At 66.1% G+C, this 17,224-nt stretch carries 16 protein-coding genes; 8 read left to right on the plus strand and 8 right to left on the minus strand.

Annotated features, from left to right (window positions below):
- Position 1 precedes the first annotated feature (1 nt).
- The 6 genes from OHB12_RS09125 to OHB12_RS09150 all read right to left on the minus strand — a co-directional run bounded on the left by OHB12_RS09125 (position 2) and on the right by OHB12_RS09150 (position 8,141).
- On the minus strand, positions 2–1,027 hold the full coding sequence (locus OHB12_RS09125; RefSeq protein ID WP_327118007.1) for a PP2C family serine/threonine-protein phosphatase: 1,026 nt from the start codon (positions 1,025–1,027) through the stop codon (positions 2–4).
- The gene (locus tag OHB12_RS09130; RefSeq protein ID WP_327118009.1) at positions 1,024–3,321 is read right to left on the minus strand and encodes a serine/threonine-protein kinase; all 2,298 of its coding nucleotides are present in this window, start codon (positions 3,319–3,321) and stop codon (positions 1,024–1,026) included. Before OHB12_RS09130 ends, OHB12_RS09125 begins: the two co-directional genes overlap by 4 nt.
- Entirely contained in the window at positions 3,318–3,491 is a 174-nt protein-coding gene (locus OHB12_RS09135; RefSeq protein ID WP_327118011.1) for a hypothetical protein, read from the minus strand. Before OHB12_RS09135 ends, OHB12_RS09130 begins: the two co-directional genes overlap by 4 nt.
- Positions 3,488–4,468, minus strand: a complete 981-nt coding sequence (locus OHB12_RS09140) for a glutamate ABC transporter substrate-binding protein (RefSeq protein WP_327118013.1) — start codon at positions 4,466–4,468, stop codon at positions 3,488–3,490. The genes OHB12_RS09135 and OHB12_RS09140 overlap by 4 nt, the downstream gene beginning before the upstream one ends.
- 104 nt (positions 4,469–4,572) lie before the next feature.
- On the minus strand, positions 4,573–5,799 hold the full coding sequence (locus tag OHB12_RS09145) for a hypothetical protein (protein WP_327118015.1): 1,227 nt from the start codon (positions 5,797–5,799) through the stop codon (positions 4,573–4,575).
- 692 nt (positions 5,800–6,491) lie between these two features.
- A complete protein-coding gene (locus OHB12_RS09150) occupies positions 6,492–8,141 on the minus strand; it encodes a sulfatase-like hydrolase/transferase (RefSeq protein ID WP_327118017.1) in 1,650 nt (549 codons plus the stop codon).
- Positions 8,142–8,587: 446 nt separating this feature from the next.
- Between OHB12_RS09150 and OHB12_RS09155 the strand changes: the two genes are divergently transcribed.
- From OHB12_RS09155 to OHB12_RS09175, 5 genes are all read left to right on the plus strand, one after another.
- On the plus strand, positions 8,588–9,349 hold the full coding sequence (locus tag OHB12_RS09155) for a PP2C family protein-serine/threonine phosphatase (protein ID WP_327118019.1): 762 nt from the start codon (positions 8,588–8,590) through the stop codon (positions 9,347–9,349).
- A gap of 491 nt (positions 9,350–9,840) precedes the next feature.
- Entirely contained in the window at positions 9,841–10,563 is a 723-nt protein-coding gene (locus OHB12_RS09160) for a L,D-transpeptidase family protein (protein ID WP_327118021.1), read from the plus strand.
- 556 nt (positions 10,564–11,119) lie between these two features.
- Positions 11,120–11,644 (plus strand): cysteine dioxygenase, encoded by a 525-nt coding sequence (locus OHB12_RS09165; RefSeq protein WP_327118023.1) that lies wholly within the window; start codon positions 11,120–11,122, stop codon positions 11,642–11,644.
- Between the two features lie 99 nt (positions 11,645–11,743).
- On the plus strand, positions 11,744–12,142 hold the full coding sequence (locus OHB12_RS09170) for a rhodanese-like domain-containing protein (protein ID WP_327118025.1): 399 nt from the start codon (positions 11,744–11,746) through the stop codon (positions 12,140–12,142).
- A gap of 124 nt (positions 12,143–12,266) precedes the next feature.
- Complete coding sequence (locus OHB12_RS09175; RefSeq protein WP_327118027.1) at positions 12,267–13,118, plus strand: serine/threonine-protein kinase; 852 nt, start codon at positions 12,267–12,269, stop codon at positions 13,116–13,118.
- A 6-nt stretch (positions 13,119–13,124) separates the two neighbouring features.
- Here the strand turns inward: OHB12_RS09175 and OHB12_RS09180 are convergent, their stop codons facing one another.
- Both OHB12_RS09180 and OHB12_RS09185 read right to left on the minus strand, forming a co-directional pair.
- Positions 13,125–13,382: a hypothetical protein gene (locus tag OHB12_RS09180; protein WP_327118029.1), complete on the minus strand. Its 258-nt coding sequence runs from the start codon at positions 13,380–13,382 to the stop codon at positions 13,125–13,127.
- A 12-nt stretch (positions 13,383–13,394) separates the two neighbouring features.
- Entirely contained in the window at positions 13,395–13,592 is a 198-nt protein-coding gene (locus OHB12_RS09185) for a three-helix bundle dimerization domain-containing protein (RefSeq protein ID WP_327118031.1), read from the minus strand.
- A gap of 527 nt (positions 13,593–14,119) precedes the next feature.
- Between OHB12_RS09185 and OHB12_RS09190 the strand changes: the two genes are divergently transcribed.
- The 3 genes from OHB12_RS09190 (at position 14,120) to OHB12_RS09200 (ending at position 17,210) form a co-directional block, all read left to right on the plus strand.
- Complete coding sequence (locus OHB12_RS09190) at positions 14,120–14,605, plus strand: MarR family winged helix-turn-helix transcriptional regulator (protein WP_327118033.1); 486 nt, start codon at positions 14,120–14,122, stop codon at positions 14,603–14,605.
- A 34-nt stretch (positions 14,606–14,639) separates the two neighbouring features.
- Positions 14,640–15,950, plus strand: coding sequence for an FAD-dependent oxidoreductase (locus OHB12_RS09195; protein WP_327118035.1), 1,311 nt, complete (start codon positions 14,640–14,642; stop codon positions 15,948–15,950).
- Positions 15,951–16,211: 261 nt separating this feature from the next.
- The gene (locus OHB12_RS09200; protein ID WP_327118037.1) at positions 16,212–17,210 is read left to right on the plus strand and encodes a DUF4185 domain-containing protein; all 999 of its coding nucleotides are present in this window, start codon (positions 16,212–16,214) and stop codon (positions 17,208–17,210) included.
- Positions 17,211–17,224: the final 14 nt, after the last annotated feature.

Here is a 17,224-nt window from a genome sequence, read left to right on the forward strand (position 1 = left end):
GTCACGGGCGAACGGGGGCGAGCGCGACGGTGATGTTGTCGCTGCCTCCGCTACGCAGGGCGAACTCGGCCAGTTCACGCGCGGCGGACAGTGGGACGGCGCCAGTGGCCATGGCGGCGAGCGATGCGGCATCAGACTGGTAGTTCCACAGTCCGTCGGTGCACAACAGCAATATCCCAGGACCCGTTGTGCGCAATGTCCGCACGCAGTTGTCCGACCAGGGTTGCGACCCGCCGTCCGCGCCGAGCCAGCGTAGCAGCGTATGAGCCCGTGGATCATTCATTGCGGACTCCTCATCCATGGCACCAGCATCAACGAGGGCCTGTGCCCACGAGTCGTCCACTGTCAGGCGCTGTGTGGGCGGGTTGCCGTCGTCGTGCGCAGTCGGCGACGTCTCGGTGCGCAGCCAATACGCGCGGCTGTCCCCCACATTGGCAACCGCGATCTCCACCCCCGCGACGCCACGATCGCGCACGACGGCCGAGACGTACGTGCAGGAGGGGGAATGCCTTTCGTGCGCCGCTGTGGCGCGGACAGCCTGCGCCGCCGCCTCGAGCCCTGCCATCACCGCCGCGTCGGCGGACCGTTCCCCTGCCAGCGCCGCCACTGCGGCATCGACACCGGCGCGCGCCGCCGCACCCGAGGCCGCCTGCGGGTTCTCCGAGGTGGAGACTCCATCACAGACGACGATCACCAGGGCTGCGGGCCGTCCGGGAACATCGCCGTCGAGCACTGCGGCGGCCACGGCGTCCTCGTTGTGCGCGTGCGCGATGCCGCGATCGGTCAGCACACACACCGCACCCAGGTCTGCCTCGCAGCGATCGGGCGCACGGCTCAGTTCGCCGCATCGGACGCAGTAACGGTCGGCGTCGTACCGTGTCGCGCCGCAACCGGCGCACGCTGTCGATGGAATGTCATTGCGCGGCAGAGCAACCCGTCGAATGCTGAGCTCGCGTCCGCAGGCTTCGCAGTATTTGTCCTCGGCGTCGACTTCCGCGGCGCAGTCCGGGCATACGGCCGCGGTCACAGCGTGGTCCTCGGCCGGATCGCGTTCGCCTTGTCGACCAGCTCGATCCGCGTCCACAAGTCGTCGGTTCCGCGGGCCAGCTCGCGATAGCACTGCTCGAGGCCGGTGCGCACGCCGTCCTGATTCAGCTCGGCGCCCAACAGCGGAGCCGGATATGAGGGAGCCTTGCCGGCACGCAACCAACCGAGCGCGGCGGCCAGCACCCGCATCCGTATCTGAGCGACACGATGTCTCGAGTCCAGTGCCAGTCGCTCCACTCGACTACCCGCTTCGCGCAGTACCCATTCGGTCAGCTGCGCGGGGGCCCGATCAGCGAGCAGGGCTTCCACCGCGGCGATTCTGGCCTCGGTGAACAATGCGGAGGTTTGATCCACTTGATCGAGCACCGCCACCGCGCCCGCATGGTCACCGACGGCAGTACGCAGTCGCGCGAGACCGAAGACGGCGCTGACGAAGGTGTGATCGGTGTGCCAGACCGTCGCGTAGTGCCGCGCCGCCCGTCCGGGATCACTGCCGAACAGTTCCGTCACCGCGGCGAGGGCCAACTTCGGTGCGGGTTCACCGGGCAGGGCCGCGTACACGGCGTCGAATTCCTTTGCAGCCCTGCCGAAATCGCCTTCAAGAAGCCGCGCCTGGCCGCGGTACCAGGCTAACCGCCAATCGCCGGGCAGGTTCGAGGAGAGCTCGTCGAGCCGCCGATGGGCGTACTCGACCGCGCCCACTTCGAGGCCTGCGCGCACCAGGCGCAGCGGGATCTCCACCGATTCGGCGCCACCGGTGACAACCGATCGCAGCCCAGCGGCGAACGCAAGCTCCAGTTCGCTGGGATCGGTGCCGTTCGTCGTCGCCAACAGCGTCGCCCCGCTGTCGGCGGCATCCACCAACGGCACCGGCAGTGCGGCGATGACCGCACGCGGGTCCAGTGGCACACCACCGAGCCCGAACACCGCCCGCGGCGGGCCGAAGTAGTTCGACATTCCCGGGCGAGGAATACCGTCGTCGGTCGACAACACCTCGCGCAGCACGCCGACGAGCTGATCGGACATCTCCACCGTCGAGGAGAACCGGGCCTGCGGATCGGGATCCGTAGCACGCAGCAGGAACCGGTACAGCGACTCGTAGAAGGCCAGCAGCGGCTCGGTGTCCGGACCGGGCAGCGCGTCGATGTGCCCGTCCTGGTGCGGCACGGTCATGATCAGTACTGCGAGTGTTCGCCCGATGGAGTACACCTCGGTGGCGACCGTCGGCCCGGTCTCGGCGATCTCGGGAGCCTGGTAGCCGATAGTGCCGTAAATGGGGCTGTCGTTGTCGTCCATCTCGATCACCGCGCCCAGGTCGATGAGCTTCAGCTGCTCATCGGTCTGCATCACGTTGTCCGGTTTGAAATCGCAGTACGCGCGACCGCGCGAATGCAGGTAGCCGAGCGCGGGCAGCATCTCCAGGATGTAGGCGATGGCCTGAGCGGGCGGCAGATGCGAGCCGTCCATGTCAAGGCGGTCGCGCAGGATCTGCTTCAGCGAGGTGCCGCCAACGTACTCCATCACGATGTAACCGACCGCGGTACCGTCGGATCCGGTGTGCTCGGTGAAGTTGTGGATCTTGACGATATTCGGATGGTCGACCTCCGCGAGGAAGCGACGCTCGGCCACCGCGGCTCGCAGTGCGTCCGAATCGCCCGAGTTCAACAGGCCCTTCAACACCACCCAGCGGTCGTTGACCCGGTGGTCGGTCGCCAGGTAGATCCAGCCGAGGCCGCCGTGCGCCAGGCATCCTGCCACCTCGTACTGGCCGCCGATCAGGTCGCCCTTGACCAGCTTCGGGCTGAAGGAGAACCTGGTGCCGCAGTTGGCGCAGAAACCCTCGGTGCGCCCAGGCTTTCCGTCGCGGGTCCGGCCGACCGGCTGCTCGCATTTCCCGCAGTAGCGCTTGCTCTCGGCAACATGCGGTGCCGCCATGACCGCTCGCAACGGGTCGATCCGCGGCACCCGCGGCACATCCACCATGCCTGCGCCGAGCCTGCCGCGAGCCGTGGCGCTGGACGACGAGGACCGGCTGGTCCGCGCCGATCTGCCGGCGGGGCGAGTGCCCACGACAGCAGCCGCGGTGGGAGCAGTGCCGCAAGCGTCGCAGTATCCGTCGACAATCGTTCCGGCGCAACGCGACTCGGTGCACAGACGGCCCGCCGGCCGCGCAGGCGGCGCCGATGCCACGCTTTCCTTGATGGGCGCCGTGCCACACACCACGCAGTAGCCGTCCTCGACAATTCCGCCGCACCCGGGCTCGCCGCAGGTCATGCGTTCTTCCCCGCTTTCTCCGCCATGATGTGCCGACAGTCGGGGACCGGGCGGGTGACCACCGTCAGCTCCCATAGTGTCCATGAAAGCCGGCCCGCCGCGATCCGATTCGAGGTGGGAACGTCGAGATCCTCGCCGAGTGGAGGAACCCGCGTGATGGTCGAGGTCATTCCCGGTACCGCGGGGCCGGTGGACCTGGCGACGGGCCGAGCACGCTGAGCCGGGTGCGGTACATCCGATCCCAGGTGCCGTCGGAGCGGATCCGGTCGAGTACGCCGTTGACGAAGCGGACGAGTTCGGAGTTCCCCTTCGGCAGACCGATCGCATAGTTGTCCCGCCCCAGCGGATCGCCGACGACTTCGAGATTGGCGTCCTGCATCGCGAGTCCGTGCAGGATCGTCTCGTCCGTGCTGACCGCGTCGACGTGTCCCTGCTGTATCGCCGCCAGGCAGTCGGTCCAGCTGGTCGTCCCGATGACCGTCGGCCGCGCAGGAAGGGCGAACAGCGGCTCCGCCGAGGTGCTGCCGTGCGCGGCGCAGACACGTTTTCCCGCAAGGTCGTCCGGGGAACGGATGCCGGAGTTCTTGGCCACCAGAATTCGTTGCGCCGAAACGTAGTACACGCTGGAGAAGTCGACGTCCTTCGCACGTTCGCAGGTGGCAGAGAAGGTGTTCACGATCAGATCGACCTCGTTGTCGCGCAGCGCGTCGATACGTTCGGCCGAGGGGACCGTGCGCAGCTCGATCCGCTCCGGGTCGCCGAACAGGGCGCGGGCGATCTCCCGCGCGAGGTCGATATCGAAACCCTCCACCTGACCGGTCTGCGGATTGCGGAACCCGAACAGGTAGGTGTTCTGCTCCACCCCGACCCGGACCCGACCGTTCGCGACGATCTTCGCCATCGCCGAACCTGGTGGCATAGAGCCGGGTTGCGCCAGCGGGCCGGGCCGCAGACTCGCTGTCGCATCGCAGGTTTTGTCACCGCGCTGGTGCGGTGCGCTGGTGATCTCCGCTGCGCCGGGCGGCAGCGGGTTCACCCGGCCGAGCGTCATCGGCGCGCGAGTGGAGGTGCCGGAACCGCAGGCGGTCACCAGCGCCGCCACACCGACCAGAACCGCCGCTTCGAACGGCGACAGTCGCCTGCTCACCAGAACCGCCTTACGCGCGATCCTCCGATGACCTCGGGTTCTCGGTCGGTCTCGTATCCAGCCGCGGATCTGCATCGGGTGGCCTCATTCCGTCTTTCGCGCACTCACAAGAACTCCTGCAGTCGCGGCCACAATCCGACGACGACCGCGCCCCCTGCGACCAACAGCAGCACCAACGTGCCCGCGGGACTCCAGGCCAGCGCATCCCCCGCGGAGTCGACTCCCTCGCGTAGTTCGGCCCGCGTGGCGGCGAGCTGGTCACGCACCTCGCGGTCCAGATCCGCGAATCTGGTCGCCGAACTGTCCGCACCGGAACCGATCGCCTGCGTCACCGCCGCGGGATAGTTCGCCGCCTCGTACGCATCGAGCTGCCTGCGATGCCCGGCGACCCACCTCGAGAATCCTTGCGAGGCAACCGAATCCGGGCCCGTCGCGTTCGCCAGGCGATCCCGCAGAGCTGTCGTGTGAATGACGAAATCATGCTCGCCCGCCGAGATATCGCCGCGAGTGACCAACTGCAACGTCTCATCGGTCCTGGCCTGCTGAGCCAGAATCCTGGCCTGGGCCAGCGCCTCGAACCGGCTGGTCACGCTGGATCGGCCGGTCTCGACGGACGCCGCGGCGATCAAGGTCGCCCCGACGGTCCACACCAGCGCGATGGCTGCCGCGCCACCCGCGGCGGCCAACCCCACGTTCAGGCGACGATTAGTCAGCCGCAACAGCACGAACGAGCCTGCGCCGCAGGCGATCAGTACCAACAGCAGCAGCACGATACTGGTCAGCGGCAGGGCGCCGATATCCCGCTGATCGGCACGGACCGCCGCCAAGCGCTGACTGCTGAGCCGTTCGGCGCTCGGCAGCAGTGACCGCTGCATCAGGCTCGACGCCTCTCGCAGGTATGCCGAGCCGACCGGAAACCCCTGGCGGTTGTTCGCACGCGCCGCCTCGACCAGCCCGGTGTACGCGGGCAGTTCAGCGGAAATCTGTGCGACGATCCGGCGGGTCAGATCATCAGAGGCGCCTGTCGTCGCCTCCGCCAGCGCGGCCGCCGCATCGGCCAGCGCCTGCTGGTATCCGGTGCGCACCTCCGGTGACTCGATACCGCCGGACAGGAACGCCGCGGCCGCCAGCGCGTCGGCCGCTGACAGTGCGACATACAGACTCTGCGCCGCATAGGCCACCGGCTCGGTGCGCTCCAGCACCGCATCACGCCGAGCTACCTTGCCATTCAATTGATTCGCGCAAGTGAGTCCGGCGATCAGGCACAGCACGGCCGAGACGACGATGATCGCGCCGATCGCGCCGGGCGTCGTCGCGGCGAGGCGTCGCACCCACAATCCTCCGTTGCGGATGCTCGCCGGTACGCGAGGTCCCACACCGTTCCCCAATCCGATTGCCAGCGGGTGTCTCCGATCGCGACAGTGTACGGGAGGCTGATTCAGTTCGCCGGGGATCGCGGAACTGCGTGCATCCAGCCGTGCACTGACGCGCCGCCCGGCGAATTCGATTGTCCCGCGCGCACGCCGGACGAATCGGCGGCTGTTCGCCGGATCCGCAAGAGCGCCCTCGACAATGGCTCGACACAATACTCAGCGCATGCTCGCCGCTTGCGACCGTCCGGTGCGAACTGCGCCTTTACCGCGGTGGTGTACGTGCTGGCCAGCCGCTGTGCGGACAGATGTCGCCGCCGTCGATCGGTTCGCCGCCGTGGATTCGGGCAAGTTCGCCGTACCCAGCCGGCATGCTCAAGCTAAGGAAAGCGGATCGGAGAAATAAGGATGGAGATGCTGATCTCGTTGGTGTGTAGCGACGATGGGCGGGGCGGGTTTGCGGATGTGGTCGTAGTCGAGAGAGCGCCGCCGCAGCCTGATACGGCGGAGCGGGTTCTGATCAAGGCAGCGTTCGAAGGCCGAGGTCACCCACTCACCCGAGTTCTGCTGCAGCCGTGAAGAAGTGGTTCGGCGGCCGAGAAGTCAGCGGCGGCGGTGTCGGGATCAGCCGGCACAGTGGACAGCGGTCGGGACTATTTGGGGAGCACGTTTTGTAGTTCGCCCAGCGTGTGCTGTGCGATTGCGAGGATGTTGTGTTCCTGTGCCAGGCGGTCCGCCCAGCCTTGTTCCTGCGCTTGGCGCAGGTAAGGTGGAAGCGGCTGGTTCAGTTCGACAATGGCTTGTTGCAGTAGCGGTTCCATCTGGGCGCGCAGCTCACTGTTGCGTGCGGATTGGTTGTCGAGTTCGAGTTGTCCGCCCGCCGCGGCGTAGTCGTAGAGCTCGTATTCTTGTTGCTGAGCCGGATCGATTTCTATACGTCCGTTGACGAAGTGTGAGTAGGACACGTATTTGGCGGCGGCGGTGCGCACCGCTGCGACGTGTCCGGGCGCATTCTGGTTGAAGAGGACGGCTACTTCTTCGATGGTGGGTTCGTCGGTGGCATGGACGATCCATGGCCGCCCGGGAGCGCCCCTATCGCGGCACAGAGCGGCGATGTCGAGGCGATCGGCGAGGTGTACGTACCTCGCGTCCCCCCGCCATTCGCTCCCGCCGGTGGCGATCGTCAGCAGCAGCGGGGTGATATCGGCGCTGGAAGTGAGCTGTCCGCGGAGACTGGTGGAAGACGTGGGGCTCAGCAGGCCGCGGGGATCGTGCACATACAGCGGCACTCGGATCGCCTCGTCATAGGCCGCGCCACCTTTGCCGTGCAGCCCGTGCGAGCCGGCATAGTCCCCGTGGTCGGAGGTGAAGACGATCACAGTGTTGGCGGCGACATCCGGGCGCTGGTGCAGCCCGTCGAGTACCCGGCCGATCTGGATGTCGACCTGCTGCTGCAGCCACAGGTAGAGGTTGCGCATGTCGATCCACTGCTGCTCGGCACCGGGAGTTCCGTAGGGTGCCATCCCGAACGCGACTGCCGAGGCTTCTACCAACGCCATCTGCAGGCGTGGCTTCTCGGCCAGCTGTTCGAGAGTTTCGTAGTTCGCGGGCAGGTCGTTCATCCAGCGTGGAATATCGAGCTGCGCTTGAAGGCGTCGGGTCCATCGGGGCCACCACTGGATGTCGTGCGGATTGACCAGCGACACCGTGCAGCACCACGGCCCTCGACCTGCTTCCGCGTCCAGCCAGGCGAGGAATTGGTCGACGATCGCAGGGTCCATCTGCAAGCCCTGGCCGGGCGCCCCGTTGGGCGATGGATAGGTGCCGCCCGCGAATCCGTAATTCGCCAGCGACCCCGGATCAGTGTCCGAGTCGTGCCCGAGATGCCATTTCCCCCACCACGCTGTCTCATATCCGTGTTCACGGATCATCGAGCCCCAAGTGGGGAACAGCGGCGACAATGTCGACTGCGAGGTCATCATGCAGCCGGTCTGATGTGAGTACAAGCCGGTCAGCAGGACCCCACGCGACGGTGTGCAGTCGTTCGCCGCGGTGTAGTGCTGCTCGAATGACACAGCGGCTCGGCGAATTCGAGCGATATTCGGCAGTATCCCGTCCAACGCTTCCTGGTCGGGGAACCACATCGGCGCGCGCATCTCGTCCACGAGCACCACGAGGATATTCGGCCGGTCAGGGTCGATATCGGCGCGGGCTTTGCCGGCCCCGGTCGCGCCCGACATCGCGGTGGCAGCCGTCGCGGCCGCGGCACCGCGGACAAAGAACCCACGCCTGTTGATCGACACGCTTTACTCCATTCACGGAATGTCGCACATCTCGGTTTTCTCAGATCTGGATCAGTCGGCACCCGTCGGAAATGTCGCGACAGATCCGGGGAACCCCGCCTGGTGCCGAACTCGATGGCCATCGGCACTATAAGTGAGTAGTCCCGCGAAAGGGTTCAAGGCGGCCACGAGTGCGATCGCGTCGACTTCCCCGAGCCCGCGTGCGCCGGGTTCGGTCGGCGGTCGCGCCTCCCCTGCGCGGTGCGCCATCCGGTGCCGGGCACCGGCCGCGCGGTGGTGTTGACCCATGCCGACCAGAACCCGGGGACTGCTCAGGACGCGCGCCGTGACCTGATCGAGAGCGACTTCACAGCAAATACACGGGTAATTCTGGCGGAGCGCACGGAGTGGGGCGCTGTATTGAGAGGGTGCTCACCGAGCAAGATCCGGCCCCGAGGAGGTCAGCCATGCATACTGCCACTACATCGGGCCTGCCGCGGATCGAGATTCTGGGGCTTGCCGGAGCGTTGGGGGATTCGGCGAGCCGGCGTGGGGCGCGGGCGATCAACGCTGATGCGGTGGCTGCCGAGACCGACGTGGTGACCGGGGCGACAGCGTTCGTCGTCGCCGACGGTGTCGGGGATCATCTGCTTGCCGCCAGAGCGGCGCGCATGGTTGCCTCGACCGCGGCGCGGGTAGGTGCGCGCGCCGGGGCTCGAGCGGGAATTCTTGTGGCGCAACAGGTATTGCTGCACGAGTTTCCGGAGCCGTCGGCCGACAGTGTGCTCGTCGTCGCGGTACTGCCCGCCGCGGGTCGGCCGGATCGGCCCTGTGAGGTGGCGTGGGTCGGTGATTGTCGCGCGTATCGGTGGAACGGGCGGGTGCTGCACCAGATCACCACCGATCACACCGTCGCCGAGTTCTGGCGAGCCCGTGGGCTCGTTCCTCCACCACGCATGAACCATCTCGTCACCACCTCGGCGCGCACCGTGCGTGCGGCCGATATCGGTTACGCCGTGACCGGATCGAGCACGGGCAGATTGCTGCTGAGCACCGACGGCGTGCACAAGCCACTCGGCATCGCTACGATTAAAGCCCTGCTCGCGGACGGCAACACAGTCGGGGCCATCGCGAACACCTTGGTGGACACCGCCCTCCGTACCGGAGGAACCGACAACGCCACCGCCCTTGTCGCGGACTACCGTCCCCCAGTGCCGAATATCTCATAAGCCATTCCACGCGGCCGTCGGCGCGGCCCGCCGGAGAGCTCGATCTCCGCCCGCCTCGCCATCTCGCCACAACGCGAATGGTGTCGTCGAGCAGCGCGAGGAACCGAAGCGGTTCGCGGTGACATGGGAAACGGGTCCTCCAGTGTCGTGGCTGGAGGTCAGCCAAACGAGCCCACGGACAATCAGCGGCCGGAACCGACGTCGATACCCGGTTGGCGTCCCGCAGTGACGTCCCGCCCGCCTGAAACAGCGCCGATGGGCTACCCGGCGGCGGCCCAGGTCATTACGCGGCGCTTGATCACGTGGAATGTCGCACCGGGAGGGTGAGTGCGGTGCTGCCGCCTACTCGGTTGCGAGATCCAGCCGCTACCGATCCGGCGGGAACTGGTCGGCTGACGGCGCCCTCTCCTATAACCTGCTGTGCGAGTTGTTTCGCGGCAGCATGACCTGGGCGTGGTGTGCCCACCGAAGCCTGAATCGCAGGAGCGTGAATGGAGTTGGCTGACAGTGGTGCCCGAGGCAGGGGCGCGCGGCGGTCCATCACGATCATTCTGGCGACCGCGACGGTGGCCGTCGCGGTGCTCGGCATCGTACTGCTGCCCGGTATCACCGGCGACCGGCCGCCGTTCGACCCGGCTACCGTCCCCGGCACACAGGTTGTTTGGGTGACGGCGCCGGTCGGCGCCGACCACGGAACGTTGGAACTGTGGCAGCGAAACAGGCTCCGGCACTGGGAACGCACGTTCACGGTGTCGGCGTGGGTCGGCGCGGAAGGGATTTCGAAGGAAGCCGAGGAAGGCTCCAGGTACACACCGGAGGGAACATTCGCGTTGACCGAAGGCTTCGGCCGGTTGTCCGATGTGGGTGCGAAACTTCCCTACCTGTCGGTCGACTCGTCGAACACCTGGTGGTGGATATCCGACACGAGAAGCCCGCTGTACAACCAGAAATACCAGTGCGTCGAGGCCGACTGCCCGTTCGACACCACTGTGAGCGAGAACCTCGGGAGAACCGAGCCGCAATACAACTACGCGCTGGTCATCGACTACAACCGCTTTCCTGTCGTGCCGAAGAAGGGGTCGGCCTTCTTTGTCCACGTCGAAGCCGGTAGGCCAACCGCAGGCTGCGTCGCGGTCGCCGACGAAGTCATGCGCACCCTCCTGACCACCCTCCAACCCTCGAGAAAGCCGGTCATCGGCATGTACTCCACTTGAATCACCCCCTGGGCAGGCCGGATTCGTATCGTGCTGGTAGGCGGTGCGGGCCGCCGCGAAAAGCCGACCTGACCGGATGGTGATCGACGAGCTGGCTGCGGCTCGTCGACGATCACGTCCAACGACCGCCCGTTCAGCTGGATCTCCTGGTAGTCAGCTCTCTTCCGCTCCGAAAATCATCGTCGATAGGGCAGATCGGATGCGACCACGGTGTCCGGCGTGTCGGACAACCCTGCGGCATCGACGGCCGGCCGCCCGGCTCGATAGCGAAAGTGGCGACAATGTCCTCTGATCAGGCCCTCGAATTTTACTCGCGCTGATTGTGTTTGGTGGCATACGCGCCTTGATGGCGGATAATCCAAGCGGCACAACCGCACCCCGTAGATGGCCGTTCGGCGCCGACGGAGCCAATAGCGTCCGCTCGGTGTCACTGCGGACTCGTTCGAGGCGCGGTCGGCACGGCGCGGTAGACGACATCCTTGTCCGCCTCCGCGCCGGGTTCGCCACGGTGCTGTAGCTACACCGGATTGTCCGCACGACCACGTCAGGAGCACATGTGACCACTTCCCTCGCGGTGAATCTCAAGCACACTCGCGATATCCTTCCCGACATCGATGTGCCGCTGGTTCGGGATGCCATCCATCCGGACCGAGCGCTGTGGTCACCCGCGGAACTGCACAAACTGACCAGCGAGGTGGCTGGTGAATTGGCGACGCCGCTGCTGGACATCGTGCGGTTCGGCGCCGAGGAACGCTGGTGGACCCGACTGGCACTGACCATGGGCGTCGAACTGTGGCTGCTGTCGTGGGCTCCGGGACAAGGCACCGAACCGCACGACCACGGCGGCGCGTCCGGTGCGTTCACCGTCGCCATCGGCGAACTCAGCGAGGAATACCTGCACACCGGTGGGCCGGTCCGGACCGCGGAATGGCATGCCGGCGACACGGTCGCATTCGGACCCGATCGGGCGCACCAGCTCCGCAACCGCAGCGCGCGCCCCGCCGCGACAGTGCATGCGTATTCGCCACCGCTGCGGCCGGTCCGCGAGTACCGAACGCTCACAGATTTCGCGGGCGCATGAGTGAGCGCAGTGAGCGCTCGGTGGGCACAGCCGAGCATCGCTCGGTCATGATGGAGTCGAGCGCCGGCGAGGCGGAGTTATGAGTGAGCGGAGCGAACGATGAGCACAGGCGCCGAGGAGATGGTCGCCCTGGCCCGAGCACAGCTGGATCGGGTCGCCCCGGAGCAGGCGGCGGCGTTGCAGACCGACGGAGCTCTCGTGGTGGATATCCGGCCGTACGCGAACCGGCTTGCCGAAGGAGAGATTCCCGGTGCGGTGGTGGTCGAGCGGATCGTGCTGGAGTGGCGCCTCGATCCGAACGGCGACCACCGGCTACCGAGCATCACCACGGACACTCCGGTGGTGATCCTGTGCAACGAGGGCTACGCGTCAAGTCTCGCCGCGGCCGACGCACGCCGCCTCGGCTTGCGTCACGTCACCGACCTCATCGGTGGATTCCGAGCGTGGAAGGCAGCCGGGTTGCCAGTGGTACCGGGAGGAACGCAAGCGGTGCCGTAGCCACCGCGCCGCCTCGCAGCAGTTTCGGCGAGCGATTCCCGGCAGGTATGACCGCCGTCTCGACCGGTCGGTTGGTGACCTCCGCTGGTCGACGAGATTGTTGTGGTGGCTCTAGGCTGTGCCGGTGTTGCTCAGTCCAGGAGCCCGGTTCGCGGAGTATGTCGTCCGAGCGCCGCTGGGACGTGGCGGCAGCAGCGAAGTGTACCTCGCAGAGGATCCGGAACGGTCGCGGGCGGTGGCGCTGAAGATCCTGAGCGGCGCCGACGGCCGGTCCGAGGTGGCGAGGGGCCGGTTTCGCGACGAGTTCGATATCGCGCACGCGTTGCATCACCCGCACATCGTGCAGGTGTATGCGCATGGCGAGTCCGAAGGCTTGTTATGGCTCGCGACCGAGTATGTCGACGGTGTAACCGCATCTGCGCTGGCGCCGGCGCCGCACAAGAGTCCGGATCTGGCGCTGGCGCTGAATGTGCTCGCCGGAATCGCGGAGGGTCTGGACTACGCGCACGCGCGGGGTGTGGCTCACCTCGACGTCAAACCGTCGAACATCCTTGTCGGCCATGGCGATCCGAGGACCGTGATGCTCACCGATTTCGGGACGGCTCGCCGATGGGAGGAGGTCGAACCGGTGGCCCCCGGTGGCTTCGTGGTGGGGTCGATTCCATATGCGGCGCCGGAGTTGTTGCGGGGCGAGAAGCTGTATCCGGCGACCGATCAGTACTCGCTCGCGTGCTCGGCGGTCGAATTGCTCACCGGTCACCCGCCGTTCCTCCGGTCGACTCGGTTCGCGCTCGCAGAGGCGCAGCTGCATAAGCATCCGCCGGACGTCTCGTGGCGTCGGCACTGGATTCCGCACGCGGTCGACTCGATCCTGGACAAGTCGCTGGCTAAGGATCCGTTCGCGCGATATGCCACCTGCGCGGAGCCGATCCGGCTGATCGCCCACGCGTTGCGTGGTATCGAACCATCCGAATGACCCCGATTAGGGTCGGTCAGCCAATTCCCTCTCGGATAGTGATCCCGCCGCGGAGACCCCGGGGAATCTGCGGCGGATCTGGGAGATGCAGCGGAGGACCTCATGCAGTTCGGTCCGGAGCCGACGCAGCTCTGTGGTGCGTCCCGCAGGACCCGATGGCCCTGCGCGTTTCATCGCTTCGATGAAGTAGGCCAACTCGTCTGCCTCCGCGACCAGCAAGTCGAAGAACACCGTGGCCTGAGCCTTGTCAGCGTGGTCGTTCACCGTCGGCTCGTGTCACCTCGAGGTTTCGGCCAGTTCTCGACCGGCGCGACGTTCGACGAGTAGCGGGACGAACTCGCGCACCGACGCGCCCATGAAGCGTTTGTGGATTCGTTGGACAACCGACGCGATGGTCTCGGCGGTCAGCTCTGAATGGCACTCCGTGAGTCGCGCGACGACATACCGGATCTGCGTAGCCTCGTCGTTTTGCATGGCTCGGTCCCTGCTCGGTGGTTTGTATGCGAACAAGCACGCCGACCCGCATCATGGCTTCCCCGGAAGTGACCGCACGGCCCTGGCGGGGCGTCTCGATGCTCTTCGGCACTGTCTTGCTGTCCGCCCTGGGTAGTACGGCGAGACAGTAACTTCGTGACGGACCGGCGTACGCTGAAGTGCCAGATCGTCACGCTAACTAATGTACCGTTGCTCGACGGTACGATCAATGGCGGCGCAGGACTTTTGGCGGTTGGCCTAGCTGAGACCAACTGGCAACCATCGCGACAATGCCTGAATAGATATACGCGAAACCGGCTGCGCCGCAGGCAGGTAGCGGCCGACGCATCGAATGCGGCACTGGAGTTCGCCGCAGCGACCGTGGCGGACCATCAACACGACTGGCGCGCAGCGGAATCCGACTGCGGGCACCCCTTGGCACACCCCAACGGCCGCAGCACGGGCTCGAGTCACACCCAACTTGCGAATCTATTGCTTCACAGAAGCAAGTAATATACTGTTGTTTCATGGAAGCAAACAAAGAGCAGGTTTCCGAGCTGGCTCGCACGACCAGCCGCTTCGCGGAGGCGATGCGCCAGGGGACTTCCAGGGCCTATGACCCGGTTCGGGTCGGGGTGCTTCAGTCGGCCGCAGAGGACGGCCCGCTGCGGGCCGGTGAGGTCGCCGAGCGACTGGACGCGTTGCCGTCCTCGGTCACCCGGCATGTCAAGGCACTGGCCGACGCGGGGCTGGTGACCACCACCCCCGATCCAGCCGACCGGCGGGCGGTGCTTGTCGACGCGACCGAGGCGGGCCGCATCGAGTTGCGGCAGTTCCTGCAGATCGGTGACCAGGTCTTCGGCGCGGTCGTCGCCGACTGGAACGCCGAGGACGTCGTCGCCCTCACCGGCCTGCTCGACCGGCTGATCGAATCCTGGGCCCGGCTCGGGACCGAACAACAGAACCGGGCAAACACCCGGCGCGGCAACCCCTTCGGCTGGAGCCGGGGCTGACGACATCCACGACGCCATCGAAAGGGAAAGACTGATGTCCAACAGAATTCCGCTGCACGTACTCGTCGCAGGTGGCGGCATCGGCGGCCTCGCCCTTGCCAACGGGCTGCGCAAGGCCGGTGTCAGCGTCACGGTCTACGAGCGCGATCGGCATCGGACCGACCGGGTCCAGGGATTCCGCATCCACATCAATCCACCTGGCAGCCGCGCGCTGCAGGAGCTCCTCTCACCGGAGCTGTTCCGAGCCTTCATCGACAATTCGGGCAAGGGCGGCAACGGATTCGGCTTCGTCACCGAGCAGATGAAGGAGCTCGTCAGCCTCGACCCCGAGACTGCCGTCGCTCCGGGCAAGGGCAGGCACTACGGCATCAGCCGGATCACCTTGCGACAGATCCTGCTCGCCGAACTGGACGACCTCGTGCATTACGGCACGGCCGTCACCGGATACCGGCAGCTCCCCGACGGCCGGGTCGAGGCCCACTTCGCCGACGGCACTTCTGCAATCGGTGATGTATTGGTCGGCGCCGACGGCGGAACCTCTCGTGTGCGGGCACAGCTGCTGCCGCATGCCGATCGGGTGGACACCGGAATCGTCACTGTGGCCGGCAAATTCGCGCTCACTGCGGAGAGCCGGGCGAAAATCGCGCCCGAGTTCTTGAATTCGCCGCTGTCTGTCATGCCCCCGAAGAGCTTCGGTATGTTCATCGCTCCACACGAATTCGAGCAGCCGACTGCCGAGCGTGTCGGCGGGAACGACGGTGCCGCCGAGTTGGTCCCCGGCGTTCTCTTCGACAACACTCAGCCCTACGTGTTCTGGGCGTTCGCCGCCAAACGCGCGGACTACGCCACCGACCGTGAGCTGGAATCACTCAGCGCGCGGGAACTGCACGAGCTCGTCGACCGGATGATCGCGGGTTGGTCGCCACAGTTGCGCCGGCTGGTCGGCGAATCCGCCACCGACACGGTGACCCTCATCCCGATCCGCACCTCGGTTCCGGTCGAGCCGTGGGAGACCACTGCGGTCACCCTGCTCGGCGACGCGGTGCACAGCATGACCCCGTTCCGCGGTATCGGCGCCAATGTCGCACTGCGCGATGCCCGGCTGCTGTGCGCGAACCTCGTCGCCGCCGACCGTGGCGAGCTGCCGGTGCTCCAGGCCATCCATGGATACGAGGCGCAGATGATCGACTACGGATTCGCAGCGGTGCGCGCTTCGCTCACCACCGCCAATCAGACGGTGTCCGACAGTCGCGTCGCGCGGGCCATGGCGAAGACGGTGTTCCGCGTCGCCCGATCGGTTCCGGCGCTGAAACGAAGGATGTTCGCCGAGCTGGGCGCCGACTGACGGTCTCCGTATCGAGGGATCGGCCGCGAGAAGCCGGGGGAACGCCGCTGCCGAATCAGGTGAATCTCGGGTTCGTCCCGGATGTGCAGTGGCAGGCCCACTCCCAGGTGCCGTCCCGGCGGCGTGTCTCGCGAGGAGATCGGGCAGAACGGGCAACGCTCCAGTCACCGAACCCGATACTGGTCGTGTAGGTCTGCTATCTCGGTGCGCTGTACAAGCTGTCCGGGACGCAACACAATACGAATCAAGGGGGGTCCCGCGATGACCAAGATCAAGAATCTGAATCCGCTCCGGATGGCCGACATCGGCGGCTCGGATCTATTTATCCCGTTCAGGATGCCGAGTGGTGACATCGGATTCGTTTCCGGTGACACGTTCGCGGGCACCGAGCCCGCGGTAGGCGGACCGAACTGGCGTTCGCCGATGTTGCTGCGAAGCAACACCCACGACATGGCCGAACCGATCGAGTTCCAATCGGCCGCACGTGGCGCTCGACAGTTGTGGGATTACGTCCACGACAATCCGGAATTCTCGACCGTATTGCCCTGTGATGCGATAACCATCGGTAGCCGAATCTATTTGTGGGTGATGGTGACTCAGGGCCTTGGGAACGAGCGGTGGTGTGAGATCCACTATTCCGATGACAACGGGGAGAACTGGACCGACACCGCAATTCGGTGGTCGACCAGTGTGTTCGGTGGCAAACGCACCATGATTTCCTGGGAGCGCGGTGGTGACGGTTACGTCTATATCATCTCCACCGGAGGGCTCGCCCGCAACAAGAACATGTTGTTGTGGCGGGTGCGCGAGAATCATGCCGACCTCACCAACCCGGCCGCCTGGCAGGGGTGGGGATGGAACGGCCAGAACTGGGGCTGGGGCCGAGATCCGGGCAGTGATCCGCGACTGGGCATACTGGCCGATGGCACCAGGCTCGGCGAGATCGGGCTTCGCCGGATACAGGGGAACTGGGTGATGTCCGGTTTCGACGCGGGCGCTTACAGTTCCTTCGTCAAGGTGGCCGGGAGGATTACCGATAATTGGCGGACGGCCAGGACGTACCGGCCGGTCAAGGGGTCGCCGTGGGTGCTGGGCGGCCCGGATATCGTGCCCCGCCTCTACGGCTGTTATGTCCACCCAGACAGCAGGTTCGACGGCGCATTCTGCATGATCGTGAGCGAATGGGCAGAATCCGGTAACCCCTATCGCGCAATGCAATTTCGAATCTTCGGCATCTGGTCGGCCGTTCCGATCGCCTAGACCCATCGGATCCG

The organism is Nocardia sp. NBC_01730 (assembly GCF_035920445.1).
Taxonomy (GTDB): domain Bacteria; phylum Actinomycetota; class Actinomycetes; order Mycobacteriales; family Mycobacteriaceae; genus Nocardia.